The sequence below is a fragment of the Flavobacterium sp. KY-23415 genome (genome assembly GCF_055384985.1).
Genome location: NZ_AP044001.1, coordinates 4,456,720 through 4,469,352, shown reverse-complemented (window position 1 = coordinate 4,469,352; position 12,633 = coordinate 4,456,720). Strand labels below are relative to the sequence as shown.

Annotated in this window: 13 protein-coding genes; 7 read left to right on the top strand and 6 right to left on the bottom strand. The window is 29.6% G+C overall.

From position 1 onward, the window contains the following. Positions 1 to 16: 16 nt before the first annotated feature. The gene (locus tag ACZ49Z_RS19615; RefSeq protein ID WP_464305986.1) at positions 17 to 2,386 is read right to left on the bottom strand and encodes a TonB-dependent receptor; all 2,370 of its coding nucleotides are present in this window, start codon (positions 2,384 to 2,386) and stop codon (positions 17 to 19) included. A gap of 211 nt (positions 2,387 to 2,597) precedes the next feature. On the opposite strand from ACZ49Z_RS19615, the gene prfA reads away from it, so the two are divergent. The 6 genes from prfA (at position 2,598) to ACZ49Z_RS19585 (ending at position 8,125) form a co-directional block, all read left to right on the top strand. Continuing rightward, complete coding sequence (prfA, locus tag ACZ49Z_RS19610) at positions 2,598 to 3,671, top strand: peptide chain release factor 1 (protein ID WP_464305985.1); 1,074 nt, start codon at positions 2,598 to 2,600, stop codon at positions 3,669 to 3,671. 70 nt (positions 3,672 to 3,741) lie between these two features. Further along, entirely contained in the window at positions 3,742 to 5,040 is a 1,299-nt protein-coding gene (locus ACZ49Z_RS19605; RefSeq protein WP_464305984.1) for a DUF5723 family protein, read from the top strand. Between the two features lie 82 nt (positions 5,041 to 5,122). Further along, complete coding sequence (gene pyrF, locus ACZ49Z_RS19600) at positions 5,123 to 5,938, top strand: orotidine-5'-phosphate decarboxylase (protein ID WP_464305983.1); 816 nt, start codon at positions 5,123 to 5,125, stop codon at positions 5,936 to 5,938. A gap of 4 nt (positions 5,939 to 5,942) precedes the next feature. After that, on the top strand, positions 5,943 to 6,443 hold the full coding sequence (locus ACZ49Z_RS19595; RefSeq protein ID WP_464305982.1) for a hypothetical protein: 501 nt from the start codon (positions 5,943 to 5,945) through the stop codon (positions 6,441 to 6,443). Between the two features lie 3 nt (positions 6,444 to 6,446). Then, positions 6,447 to 7,244, top strand: coding sequence for an ABC transporter substrate-binding protein (locus ACZ49Z_RS19590; protein WP_464305981.1), 798 nt, complete (start codon positions 6,447 to 6,449; stop codon positions 7,242 to 7,244). 71 nt (positions 7,245 to 7,315) lie between these two features. Next, positions 7,316 to 8,125, top strand: coding sequence for an alpha/beta fold hydrolase (locus ACZ49Z_RS19585; protein ID WP_464305980.1), 810 nt, complete (start codon positions 7,316 to 7,318; stop codon positions 8,123 to 8,125). A 221-nt stretch (positions 8,126 to 8,346) separates the two neighbouring features. Here the strand turns inward: ACZ49Z_RS19585 and ACZ49Z_RS19580 are convergent, their stop codons facing one another. From ACZ49Z_RS19580 to ACZ49Z_RS19560, 5 genes are all read right to left on the bottom strand, one after another. Beyond that, a complete protein-coding gene (locus ACZ49Z_RS19580) occupies positions 8,347 to 9,060 on the bottom strand; it encodes a DUF4197 domain-containing protein (RefSeq protein WP_464305979.1) in 714 nt (237 codons plus the stop codon). Between the two features lie 158 nt (positions 9,061 to 9,218). After that, positions 9,219 to 9,989 carry a hypothetical protein gene (locus ACZ49Z_RS19575; protein WP_464305978.1) on the bottom strand — a complete coding sequence of 257 codons (771 nt, stop codon included), beginning with the start codon at positions 9,987 to 9,989 and terminating at the stop codon, positions 9,219 to 9,221. 4 nt (positions 9,990 to 9,993) lie between these two features. Continuing rightward, positions 9,994 to 10,452 carry a pantetheine-phosphate adenylyltransferase gene (gene coaD, locus ACZ49Z_RS19570; RefSeq protein ID WP_464305977.1) on the bottom strand — a complete coding sequence of 153 codons (459 nt, stop codon included), beginning with the start codon at positions 10,450 to 10,452 and terminating at the stop codon, positions 9,994 to 9,996. Positions 10,453 to 10,460: 8 nt separating this feature from the next. Further along, on the bottom strand, positions 10,461 to 10,925 hold the full coding sequence (locus ACZ49Z_RS19565; protein WP_464305976.1) for a hypothetical protein: 465 nt from the start codon (positions 10,923 to 10,925) through the stop codon (positions 10,461 to 10,463). A gap of 19 nt (positions 10,926 to 10,944) precedes the next feature. Next, on the bottom strand, positions 10,945 to 11,916 hold the full coding sequence (locus tag ACZ49Z_RS19560) for a D-alanine--D-alanine ligase (RefSeq protein ID WP_464305975.1): 972 nt from the start codon (positions 11,914 to 11,916) through the stop codon (positions 10,945 to 10,947). Positions 11,917 to 12,011: 95 nt separating this feature from the next. Between ACZ49Z_RS19560 and ACZ49Z_RS19555 the strand changes: the two genes are divergently transcribed. Continuing rightward, on the top strand, positions 12,012 to 12,632 hold the full coding sequence (locus ACZ49Z_RS19555; protein WP_464305974.1) for a PASTA domain-containing protein: 621 nt from the start codon (positions 12,012 to 12,014) through the stop codon (positions 12,630 to 12,632). The last annotated feature ends 1 nt before the right edge of the window (position 12,633 follow it).

Sequence of the window (12,633 nt, the reverse complement as noted above, 5' to 3'; positions counted from 1 at the left end):
GATAATAGTATTTAAGTTATTTAAAGGAATAGCGCAATTTTAAATAGACTGCTCTTCCAGGTTTTTGAATTCTAAAGTTGTCGTAGATTTTTGCATCTGTAAGGTTTGTTAGTGATGCAGAAACACTAAACTTTTTATTTTTAAGAATATATTCTAAATCAATTCCATGCGTCAATTGTGAAGGGATAATGTTTTTATCGCCTCTATTTCCTCCGTTTTCTTCTTTTAAGAAAAATTCATCAACAAAATGAGTGCTCCAGTATAATGTGCATCTATTGTCTAATTTTTTATAGAAAGGTTTTACAGAGATAGTTGCATTCATAAATAAAGTTGGAATATTGGCTACTTTTCCTTTATAATTACTATTAGGCAAACCTTCATTGAAACGATTTTCCTCTGTGATGTTTTGATAAGTAACATTTGTAGAAAAGTTAATTATCTTTTTGTAGTCTATGCTAATACTATTTTCAAATCCTCTACTGAATACTTTTCCTAAGTTTATAAATGTACCAAATGGTCCTTGCGGGTTAAAGCGGACAAAATCAATTGATTTTCTGAAAAATATATTTGCCTCATAGTGAAATTCAAAGTTTGAGAATTTTTTTTGTAGAATCGTACCAATATTAAAATTATCGCTAGTTTCTGGTCTTAAATTAATATTTGGCCTTTGGCTCACACCGTTTCCTAATATTTCATAGGACTCAGGAAGTCTATTTGCTTTTTCATAGGATAACTTCATCGTTAAGAAATCAAAAGGATGTACAGCTAAAGAAGATCCAAATCCAATATTTGAAAAATTGGGCTCAGAAAGTACAATTTCATCCATATTGTCTAAAGGGTCATCTAAGGCTATTGATGCAAATAATTGATACCTTTTTGCAAACGCACAAAAATCAATTTTATCATTGTTATCTTTAAATGTATAAGCAATGCTGGTTATGTATTTTTGTAGTTTGCTTGGTGTTTTGAAAGCGTTATTAAGATCGTCAACAGTGTCTTTTCCTTCTCTTTTTAAATAATTTTGTACAAGGTTAATCGATATATCATGATTTTTATTGAAAGGATATTTTGCATAAACTTGAGAATTGAATACTAGATCTGTAAGTGTAAATAAAGATCTTCTCTCAAAAAGTTCTCCTTTAATATCATTAGGATCTCTAACTTCAATAACTTCATTCAACCAGTTGTATCTTTTGTCACTAGTATCATCTATAGTTTCTTGAATTCTACCTCCAACTATATTAGCATTAATTTTAAGTTTTTGAAATGTTTTTTTGTAATTAGAAGAAAATAAGTGTGTTTTGTTTTTAGTATTGAATTCTCCAAAAGGTCTCAAGATATTAAAATCTGGATGCTGCATGTTTTTTTTGTTTTCAGCATAAGTAAGTTTAATGTTTACTAAATCTGCAAATGATTTATCTACTAAGCCAAATTCACCTGAAACCATTGCAGATTGGTATTGATTATGAAATCTTTTGACAGTAGTTGTTCTTGTTATGTTTCCTAACTCGTCATATACAGGCACATCATCTGTATTGTAATTATTATCTGAATAGTTAAAAAACGAGTTTATTTTGAAGTAATGTTTTCTTTTATCATTAAAATATTTTGTGTTCAGTGCAAATCTATTTGTATTGAAAGAACCATAAGTATAGGAAGCATCTAAAAATGATTCTCTTCTATTTTCAGTTTTCATATTGATAACGCCTCCTAAAGCATCACCTCCAAAATGAATAGGAACTACACCTTTATATACTTCAATAGATTCCAAGAGAAGAATAGGGAAATTGTTTAACGTTAAAGAAGTTCCAAAGTTTTCCATGGGTACTCCGTCTATGAAATAACGTATTTGATTGCCTGTCAAACCATTTAAAGATAGATTAAAACTAGAACCCAAGCCTCCAGATTCTCTTATGTTTATTCCTGATTTAGTTTTTAGAACTTGATTGGCATCTAACGTTAAATTTTGTAATTCCTTGGTTTCAATTACCTCTATATTAAAACCGGTGTCTTTTAATTCGCTAGTTTTTGTTTTACCTTGAATGATTACTTCTGCTAGTTGGTAAGATTTTTTTTGTAATTGTATTTTTAAGACTTTATTATCATTAGTGTTAATTTTCTCGGTATAGTTTTCATAGCCAAAATAACTAACATTCAAAATCCATTCACCAGACGGTAATTCTAAACTGAATTTTCCTAATTCATCTGTGATAGTCATACTGTTTATCTCTTTAACATAAACAGTAGCATCCATTATTGGTATCAAAGCATCGTCAAGAATTATTCCTGTTACTTTTTGTTGTCCTCTCGCATTTACTCCACTTAAAACGATTAGTAAATAAAAAAAAGCTTTATATATTTTTAGATTATTGATAGAATTAATCATCGGATGTTTTTAGATTATTGTTTTTTATTTAGATTTAATTAAAATAATGTTACAAAAATATTATTGTTAAGTCAAACCACAAAATTTATTTAGACTTATTTTAAATAATATAATTTAAGCGCTTGGTTTTCAATTAAAAAAAACTCCAAAATTATGCTTCAAAATTGATTGTTTTTTTTCTTAACTTTGCAGTCCAAAATTAATAGTAGCTATGTTAGATAGATTACAGTATGTAAAACAACGTTTCGATGAGATATCGGATTTAATTATACAACCAGATGTTATTGCAGATCAGAAGCGTTATGTGCAATTAAATAAAGAATATAAAGACCTTAAAGCTTTAGTAGAAAAGCGTGAGGAATATATTATAATTGATGGAAACATTAAAGAAGCCAATGAAATTATAGCAGATGGTTCAGATGCTGAAATGGTTGAAATGGCTAAAATGCAATTAGATGAAGCTAAAGAGCGTTTACCTCAATTAGAAGAAGAAATCAAGTTCATGTTGATTCCTAAAGACCCTGAAGATGCTAAAAATGTAATGGTAGAAATTCGTGCGGGTACTGGTGGTGATGAAGCTTCTATTTTTGCAGGAGATTTATATAGAATGTACACTAAATATTGTGAATCTCGTAATTGGAGAACTTCAGTAGTAGATATGAATGAAGGTACTTCGGGAGGATTTAAAGAGGTAATTTTTGAAGTTACAGGAGAAGATGTATATGGAACTTTAAAATTTGAAGCGGGTGTTCATCGCGTGCAACGTGTTCCTCAGACGGAAACACAAGGACGTGTTCATACTTCTGCGGCAACAGTTATGGTTTTGCCAGAGGCAGAAGAATTTGATGTGCAAATTGACATGAACGATGTTCGTGTAGATTTTTTCTGTTCGTCTGGTCCTGGGGGGCAATCAGTAAATACTACAAAATCTGCAGTACGTTTAACGCACATTCCAACAGGTTTAGTGGCACAATGTCAAGATCAAAAATCACAGCATAAAAACAAGGATAAAGCATTGAATGTATTGCGTTCTCGTTTGTATGAAATGGAGTTAGCGAAGAAAGAAGCAGAAGATGCAACAAAGCGTACTTCTCAAGTGAGTTCTGGTGACCGTTCTGCAAAAATTAGAACCTATAATTATGCTCAAGGTCGTGTAACCGATCATAGAATTGGTTTAACTTTGTATGATTTAGGGAACATTATGAATGGTGATATTCAAAAAATTGTAGATGAATTACAATTAGTTTCAAATACAGAAAAATTAAAAGAATCAGAAGTTTTTTAATAAAAAAATGAATAACTTTGAAAGGCTATGGAATTATCTATAGCCTTTTTTTAATTTAAAATAACATACTATGAAGAAGATTTTAATTGCTTTATTAGGACTGATTTCTGGATTCGAAATGTATTCTCAGTCGTTTTTTGGAAGCCAATATGATAATTATTCAGGTGTTAATACAGTGATTTCTAACCCTGCAAATATTGTTGGTTCTCGATTTAGAACAGATATAAACTTGGCATCTGGTAGTTTGTTTGTTGGGAACGATTATTATACTGTTAAATTAGGAGATCTATTTAAAAATGATTACAGTTTTGAAAAAAATGCAAACACAAATCCAAAGCCCAATAATAATTTGTATTCTAATATTGATGTACTAGGTCCTTCTTTTATGATGAATTTAGGAGAAAAAAACGCAATTGCCGTTTTTACAAGAGTGCGGGCAATCACTCATGTGACTGAAATTAGCGGTTTGTTTTTAAACCAAATTCAAGACGAAGTTACTCAGGATTTTTCGTTCAATAATCAAAATTTCAGCATGGCTTCTAATGCTTGGATAGAGTATGGTGCTTCTTTCGCTCGAATTTTAAAAGACAATGAAGTGTATTCGTTAAAAGGAGGGATAAGCTTAAAATATTTAGGAGGAATACATTCTGGATATGTAAAAGCTAGAAATTTGTCTGTAAGTTATGATTATACAGGTTTAGATATAACAAACAGGACAACCACAACAGGAAATATTGAAACAGGAAATATTCGTAGTTTAGAGAATTTTGATGATCCTTTAAATAACTCTGGAGTTGGCTTTGGAATGGATCTTGGCTTTACCTATGAATTAAAATCTAGAGTTACTGATACAGATGATTATTTGTTAAAAATTGGACTATCTCTTACAGATTTAGGTTCAATAAAGTTTAAAGATGGGGAAAAAGTATTGTATGATGCAAATGCTTCTTATACAGATGCAGAATATGCAATAAATGATGATTTTGATTCGTATTATACTAGAATTAGTGAAAATAAGTCGTTTAATGTTTCTTTGCCCACAGCTTTGCATTTAAATGCAGACTGGAATTTTCATAAAAAGCTATATTTGAATTTTAATACAGATTTGAACGTAGCGGATATTAAAAAAGAAAATTCCAATTTTGTGAATAATACCGTTTCTCTAACACCTAGATATGAAACGAAATGGTTAAGCATATATGCACCCTTAAGCATGATTCAATATTCTGGTTTTCAGGCTGGTTTTGGGTTTAGAGCGGGGCCATTATTCATTGGTTCTGGTTCTATTGTGTCTGCAATGTTTGGAGAAATAGATGCAATTGATGTTCATGTTGGACTAAAAATTCCTATTTATAAAGGCAATAAATGAAAAATTAAAAATAGTTTTCATCACATAAAAGCTAAGGATTTATAATCTTGTTCGTAAATTTGCAGCACAACAATAATTTTTCATGACAACACAACAATTAACAGAACAAATTCAAATTAAAAAATCTTTTCTATGTATTGGACTAGATGTCGATTTGAATAAGATACCAAGCTATTTATTACAAACAGAAGATCCAATTTTCGAATTCAATAAAGCGATAATTGATGCCACACACGATTTGTGCGTTTCCTACAAGCCTAATACTGCTTTCTATGAAGCTTATGGGATTAAAGGTTGGCAATCGCTTGAAAAGACAATTAATTATATAAACGAAAAATATCCTGATATTTTTACCATAGCAGATGCGAAAAGAGGAGATATTGGCAATACTTCTTCAATGTATGCAAAAGCTTTCTTTGAAGATTTAAGTTTTGATAGTGTCACGGTTGCACCCTATATGGGGAAAGATTCTGTTGAACCATTTTTAGCCTTCGAAAACAAGCATACTATTATGTTAGCTCTAACTTCAAATGAAGGAGCATTCGATTTTCAAACACAATTTGTTGATGGGGTAGAACTATATAAAACGGTGTTAACTACATCTAAAACTTGGAAAAATGCAGAAAATTTAATGTATGTTGTGGGAGCAACAAAAGCAGAATTTTTTACAGAAATTAGAAAAATTGTACCAAATAGTTTCTTATTGGTTCCAGGTGTTGGAGCCCAAGGAGGAAGTTTATCTGAAGTTTGTAAATACGGAATGAATAAGAACGTAGGTTTGCTAATTAATTCTTCAAGAGGAATAATTTATGCTTCTAATGGAACAGATTTTGCAGAAAAAGCAAGAGAAGAGGCCATGAAATTACAGCAAGAAATGGAACTAATTATGAATAAATAATATAATGACGAAAAGAGATTTTTTTAGAGTAACAATTAAGATTTTTGGATTATATAATTTAATAGCTATTTTGTTTTATTTTATTCCTCAATTTTCTACATATTATATAGAAGGACTTGATGCATCAACTTTTCTTGTGCTCTTAGGTAGTGTTTTATTAATGATTGCCGCTCTGTTTGTATTATTGTTTAATGTAGATTTTGTTATAGAGGTTTTAAAACTGGATAAAAACTTTGATGATGATCAAATCATTATTGGAAATTTAAACTCCTATTCAATAATTTTATTGTCTATTTCAATTATTTCTTTATTATTTATCGTGAATCCTATTCCAGATTTGTTGTTTCAAATAGTCAACCTGTTTAAAAATGAAATTAGCCATAGTGTTATAGGTAACTCACCAATTGATTATTATTCGCTCATTACTCAAGTATTAAGTGTTATTGTTGGTTATGTATTATTGATGAATAATAAAAAGATAGCAAAAGCATTAGATAAAAATTAACTAATGAAAGAATTAACCGATCAATTAGGTAATAAACACTCCTTCGAGAAAACTCCAAAAAGGATAATTTCCCTTGTGCCTTCACAAACAGAATTATTATGCGATTTAGGATTAGAAGAGGAAATAGTTGGGATTACGAAGTTTTGTATTCATCCGTTTCATTTAAAAGCTACAAAAACAAGAGTGGGTGGAACCAAGAACATTAAGTTCGACAAGATAAAAGCACTTCAACCCGATATTATTATTTGTAATAAAGAAGAAAATACAAAAGAAATTGTTGAAGAGTTGCGTGCAGTATGCCCCGTTTGGGTTACTGATATTCTCACAATTGAAGATAATATACAAATGATTCATGATTTTGGAGTGTTGTTTAATAAAAGAACGAATGCCCAAAAATGGATAGATAAAACAAAATTTGCTTTAGAAGATTTCAAGCACTTCATAAAAGACAAGCCAAAAAAGAAAGTAGCCTATTTTATTTGGGCAAATCCTTATATGGCAGCTGGAAATTCTAATTTTATTAATGAATTATTAAAACTTAATCATTTTATAAATATCTACGAAGACAAAGAAGGAAGGTATCCCGAAGTAGCATTAAAGAAAATCCGTTTAGAAGGTGATCCAGATTATGTATTGTTATCCTCTGAACCTTTTCCTTTTAAAGATGAACATGCTTTTGAAGTGGGACGCTTTACGCACCATGCAAAAACTGTTTTTGTAGATGGAGAAATGTTTTCATGGTATGGAAGCCGTTTGGTAAAAGCATTTGATTATTTCAAAAAGATGCATAATACCATATAATTAAGAAATGTTTATCGGTTATTTTGTTTGCAAACGACTATATTTGTAAATCCAAAAATAATATGTAAAAATTGATTAACTATACAATTTATAAGTGCACTTCCGCTTCAAATGAGTCTATTATTCATTCTCAAGTTGAATGGGTGACTTTTGTGCATGGAGCAGGCGGAAGCTCTTCTATATGGTTCAAACAAATAAGAGATTTTCAAAAACATTTTAATGTGCTACTTCTAGACCTTAGAGGTCATGGCGATTCTGCTCAAAAAATAAAAAATACATTTAAACAAAAATATACCTTTAAAGCTATCGCAAATGATATTGTTGAGGTTATTGATTATTTAAAAATAGAGTCGTCTCATTTTGTTGGTATTTCACTTGGGTCTATAGTTATTCGACAATTGGCAGAAATGAATCCAGAGAAGGTGAAAAGCATGATTTTGGGTGGAGCAATTTTAAAAATGAATTTCCGTTCGCAAATTCTAATGAAACTAGGGAACATTTTTAAATATGTTCTTCCTTATTTGGTGCTCTATAGATTTTTTGCTTTTGTGATTATGCCTAAAAAAAATCATAAAAAGTCGAGATTGCTTTTTATAAATGAAGCAAAGAAACTCTATCAAAAAGAGTTTATTAAATGGTTTAAACTCACTGCTGAAATTAATCCTGTATTAAAGTGGTTCCGACAAGTAGAACTAGATATTCCAACGTTGTATATTATGGGAGAAGAAGATTATATGTTTCTTCCAGCAGTTCGACAAGTTGTTAGTAAACATGTTAAAACAGCAGAACTTTTCATTATAGAAAATTGCGGACATGTTGTTAATGTTGAACAGCCTAAGATTTTTAACACAACAGTAATTTCTTATTTACAAAGAAATTAAAAAAGTAAACATTGCAATATTTGTAGAAATGAAAAGGATTTAATGATAAAAAAAACCACACCTAAAAAAGATGTGGTATTTTTTTTAACTAACCTTAACCAACCAAATATAAATATGAAATACTATCTCATTTATTTACATTGCAAATATCTAACAATTTTAGGTCGATTTGTGTTAATAATTTGTTATATATATGTTATCGAGTATTAAAATTTTAATTCTTATTTTTTGTCTTGCAAAGCAAATACCTTTTTTAATAAATCAGAAGTTCTTGAACTAAAATTAGATCTAATGCTTTGTTCTTCAACAGCAATCATCTTAAATACACCATCCATAGCTTTATTAGTAGTATAATCTGTTAAGTCTGGATTTACTTTGGTAACAAAAGGAATGTTGTTATATTTTGTTATTATGTTATTCCAAACTTTATCAGCACCCACTTTAGCAAAAGAATTTTTAATCACAGGATTAAATTTACCATACAATGCAGTAGATGTAGTGTTTTGTAAATAAGAAGTAGCAGCCGAACTATCTCCCATTAAAATATTTTTTGCATCATTGAAACTCATTTGCTTCACAGCATCAACAAATATAGGAGTCGCTTCTTTAACAGCATCTTCAGCAGCTCTGTTAAGTACTTTTAAACCTTCATCTGCTAATTTTGAAAGTCCCACTTGTCTTAGTTTTTTATCAACTGTTTGTAACTCATCTGGAAGTAAAATTTTAACCGCTTCATTTTTAAAAAAACCATCAGTAGCAGTCAATTTGGAGACTTGTTTTTCAATTCCATTGTCTAATGCTTCTTTTAAACCATTTGCAATGTCTGTTTGACTTAGACCTGGAAGCGTTCCTTGCGGTAATTGATCAACAACTTGTTGCAATTCTGCACAGCTGAATAAAGTAAAAGCGAAAAGTGTAAGTGTTATTTTTTTCATTGTAAAATATTTTAATCCAAATTTAACAATTTTTGTGCCAAATGGAATTCTAAAATGAAAAAATGATTTGTAAAGCAAGGGAAAATAATATGTAACTTTCGATGAAAATATTTTTTTAATCTAATATTTTGTAAGTAAACACTTGGTAAAAATATTTTTTATAACATTTTCTTAGCTACTTTTGGATCTTTTAGGTCAATCCAAAAAATGTGCATTGTTTCATTTTTATCACCAGTTCCGTTTTTATTAGTGTCGTGTTTTGCATAAATATACATAATGTCATTTTTGTAATCATAAGATGATTTAATAACACCATAATCAGAAGGGATTAATTGCGTTTTCTTTGTGTTTAATTTGTCAAAATGATATAATCTACGTAAATCTTTTTTGTTGATTAAAGTATCCTTATTGGTGTCTTCATCATAGGCAGAAACCATAAAATAATTGCGAGAAATTGGTTTTTCAAGTAATGAATCTTTTTTAACTCCTGGATAATAGACTGTTTTTATTAAAACAGGTTTTTTGAATAGGAAGCTGGTTTTGTTGTTTCCTAAATTATAATGTGCAATATTAATTAAATTGTAGCCACTAATAATATCTAGACCAGGCATAAAATAATTATAACTGTCTTCATTGTTATCATGATAGCCATAATAACTACTGTCTTCAGAGTAATTGATGTTTTTGTCGGCTTCGGGTCTAATTTTATACATAGATACCAAACGAATACTATCTAAACCAGTAAGAATTAATTTATTGGCTGTAGTGGTTAAGTTGGTACTCGTAATAATTGTGTTTAATGTATCATTATTCTCAATTACTTTTTGCTCTTCTAATGTTAAATAATCAGATTTTTTTATTTTATCATTATCATTACAAGCCATTAAACTGGATAGAATAAGAAACGAAAAAAAGGTTTTAAAGTTCATCGAGTTATTTTTTACTCATTACAGATGCAGGCACGAGTTTCGTAATGTCTCCACCATTTCTTAAAACATCTCTAACAATACTTGAAGAAATATAAGACGTTCTTGCCGCTGTTAAAAGGAAAACGGTTTCAATTTTTGATAAACTTCTATTGGTGTGCGCAATCGCTTTTTCAAATTCAAAATCGGCAGGATTTCTTAGACCTCTTAAAATGAAATCGGCTTTTTCTTTTTCACATAAATCAATCGTCAAACCTTTGTAGGTAATAACTTTTACTTTTGGTTCGTCTTTGAAGGCTTCCTCAATAAAGCGTTTACGTTCTTCAAGAGTATACATGTATTTCTTTTCTGCATTCACACCAATTGCTACTATAATTTCATCGAAAAGAGACGCTCCTCTTTTTATAATATCATAATGTCCGTTGGTAATTGGGTCAAAAGAGCCTGGGAAAATAGCTTTTTTCATTATAGTTATTATTTTAATGAATTTGTTAGGTTTTCAATATCCTTACTAGAATATTCACCTAGAATATAATTATATTGTCCGTTTTTATTAATGACTAAAACACCATAGCAACTTCCTTTATTTTCAGAAAGTTGTTTTAAGAAATAGAAACCTATATCGTCATAATGTGTTTTGTTATCTAAGATGCTTTTTGCGGCTAGCTTATCGGCATAAATAAAAACATTACGATAGTTTTTCATATCTATCTTACTATATATCTTATTATTTAAATAGGTATAACTTTTGTCTAGTTCACCATAATTTTCATAAGGACAATAATCTTTTGGAAATCTATAATTCACAATTAAATATGGTTCGTTTTTCCAGTTATATTCATATTTAATGGTTTCTAAATCTTTTTTAGGAATTGTTCTCTCTTGTGCAAAACTAAATTGTACAACAAATAATAGTAAAAGAAGATGGTATTTTTTCATGACTATGGTTTTTGTAATATTAACGTAGCAAAGCTTGTTCTATTGCATTTTCAAAAAGTTGTGGTAAAGAAATTCCAGCTTCATTTGCTTGTTGTGGTAAAATACTTTCGTTTGTTAAACCAGGAACGGTATTCATTTCTAGCATGTGAGGCTCATTATCTACAATAATAAATTCGCTTCTAGAAAAACCTTTCATTTTTAGAACTTCATAGGCTTTTTTAGCAATAACTTCAACTTTTTGCTTTAATTCTTCAGAAATTCTAGCAGGAGTAATTTCTTTCGATTTGCCTAAATATTTTGCTTCATAATCAAAGAAATCATTCTCAGAAACAATTTCCGTAATTGGTAATACTTTTGTTTCTCCATTATAGTTAATAACGCCTACAGAAACCTCGGTTCCGTCTAAAAAACTTTCAATAATGATTTCGTTGTCTTCTTTGTATGCTACTTCTATTGCGGGTAAAAATTCTTCAACGGTTTTCACTTTAGAAATGCCAAAACTAGAACCCGATTTGTTTGGTTTAACAAAACAAGGTAATCCCACTACTTTTAGGATTTCAGCTACGTTTATTTCATCACCAAAATTTAAATAGTGAGATGTGGCTGTTTTTATTCCATAGGGTTTTAAAACAGAAAGTAAATCTCTTTTGTTAAATGTTAATGCAGCTTGATAGTAATCGCAAGAAGTTTGAGGAATGTTTAGTAATTCCAAATAGGCTTGCATTAATCCATCTTCACCAGGTGTGCCATGAATAGCATTAAAAACCACATCGAAAGTTACCTTTTCATTGTTGATAGTAACACTAAAATCGTTCTTATCAATTAGAAATTCTGCATCGTTTAGTATGCAAACCCACTTTTCTTTAAAAATATGAACAGGATAGATATTATATTTTTCTTTGTTTAAATTTTCACATACAACACTACCACTGGTTAATGAAATTTTATATTCGCTCGAATAACCTCCCATTATAATAGCCACATTTTTCATTTTACTATTTTTAAATTGAACTAGCACAAAATTACATTATTTATTCAAACTAAAAATCTTTTCGATTTCTTATATTTGCTGAAATATTGTTAATTATGAGTGTTCTGAATTTTTTGAAAAGTAAAACTTTTTTTAAACAATTAGCTATTGCTTTTGTTATTGTAATTGTCTTAGGATTTTTATTGGTAAAATTCTTAGATATCAAAACGCATCATGGCGAAGAAATTCCTGTTCCAGATTTATCTAAGATGCAAATTGTTATTGCCGATGAAAAGTTGAAAGAATTAGGACTTGAACTTTTACTATTAGACACGGTAGATTTTAGAAAAGATATGCCTCCATATTCTATTGTGGAACAAGATCCAAAAGCAAAAACAACGGTAAAAGATGGAAGAAAAATATATGTAAAAATAAATTCAGGGGGTTATACAGATGTACTTTTGCCTCCTTTCAAAGAAAAAACATACCGTCAAATAAGTGCAAATTTAAAATCATTAGGCTTGAAAGAGGGAAAAAAAACTTATAGAAACTATATTGCGAAAGATGTTGTTTTAGGGCTTTCAATAAATGGAAAAAGTTTAAAAGCTGGAGATAAAATAAAGAAAAATTCGACTGTAGATTTTATTTTAGGAGATGGAGAAGAAATTTTTGACGGATCAGATTTAGAAGAAACACCTAATGAAACTGAATCAGTTGAAGAAGACCCAAATATATAAT

Bases quoted from the DNA above. Each gene is read 5' to 3' on its own strand.
- ACZ49Z_RS19565 (WP_464305976.1), bottom strand. From the start codon at position 10,925: ATGAAAAAATACCATCTTCTTTTACTATTATTTGTTGTACAATTTAGT.
- ACZ49Z_RS19560 (WP_464305975.1), bottom strand. From the start codon at position 11,916: ATGAAAAATGTGGCTATTATAATGGGAGGTTATTCGAGCGAATATAAA.
- ACZ49Z_RS19595 (WP_464305982.1), top strand. From the start codon at position 5,943: ATGACGAAAAGAGATTTTTTTAGAGTAACAATTAAGATTTTTGGATTA.
- ACZ49Z_RS19590 (WP_464305981.1), top strand. From the start codon at position 6,447: ATGAAAGAATTAACCGATCAATTAGGTAATAAACACTCCTTCGAGAAA.
- prfA (WP_464305985.1), top strand. From the start codon at position 2,598: ATGTTAGATAGATTACAGTATGTAAAACAACGTTTCGATGAGATATCG.
- ACZ49Z_RS19605 (WP_464305984.1), top strand. From the start codon at position 3,742: ATGAAGAAGATTTTAATTGCTTTATTAGGACTGATTTCTGGATTCGAA.
- ACZ49Z_RS19615 (WP_464305986.1), bottom strand. From the start codon at position 2,386: ATGATTAATTCTATCAATAATCTAAAAATATATAAAGCTTTTTTTTAT.
- coaD (WP_464305977.1), bottom strand. From the start codon at position 10,452: ATGAAAAAAGCTATTTTCCCAGGCTCTTTTGACCCAATTACCAACGGA.
- pyrF (WP_464305983.1), top strand. From the start codon at position 5,123: ATGACAACACAACAATTAACAGAACAAATTCAAATTAAAAAATCTTTT.
- ACZ49Z_RS19555 (WP_464305974.1), top strand. From the start codon at position 12,012: ATGAGTGTTCTGAATTTTTTGAAAAGTAAAACTTTTTTTAAACAATTA.
- ACZ49Z_RS19575 (WP_464305978.1), bottom strand. From the start codon at position 9,989: ATGAACTTTAAAACCTTTTTTTCGTTTCTTATTCTATCCAGTTTAATG.
- ACZ49Z_RS19580 (WP_464305979.1), bottom strand. From the start codon at position 9,060: ATGAAAAAAATAACACTTACACTTTTCGCTTTTACTTTATTCAGCTGT.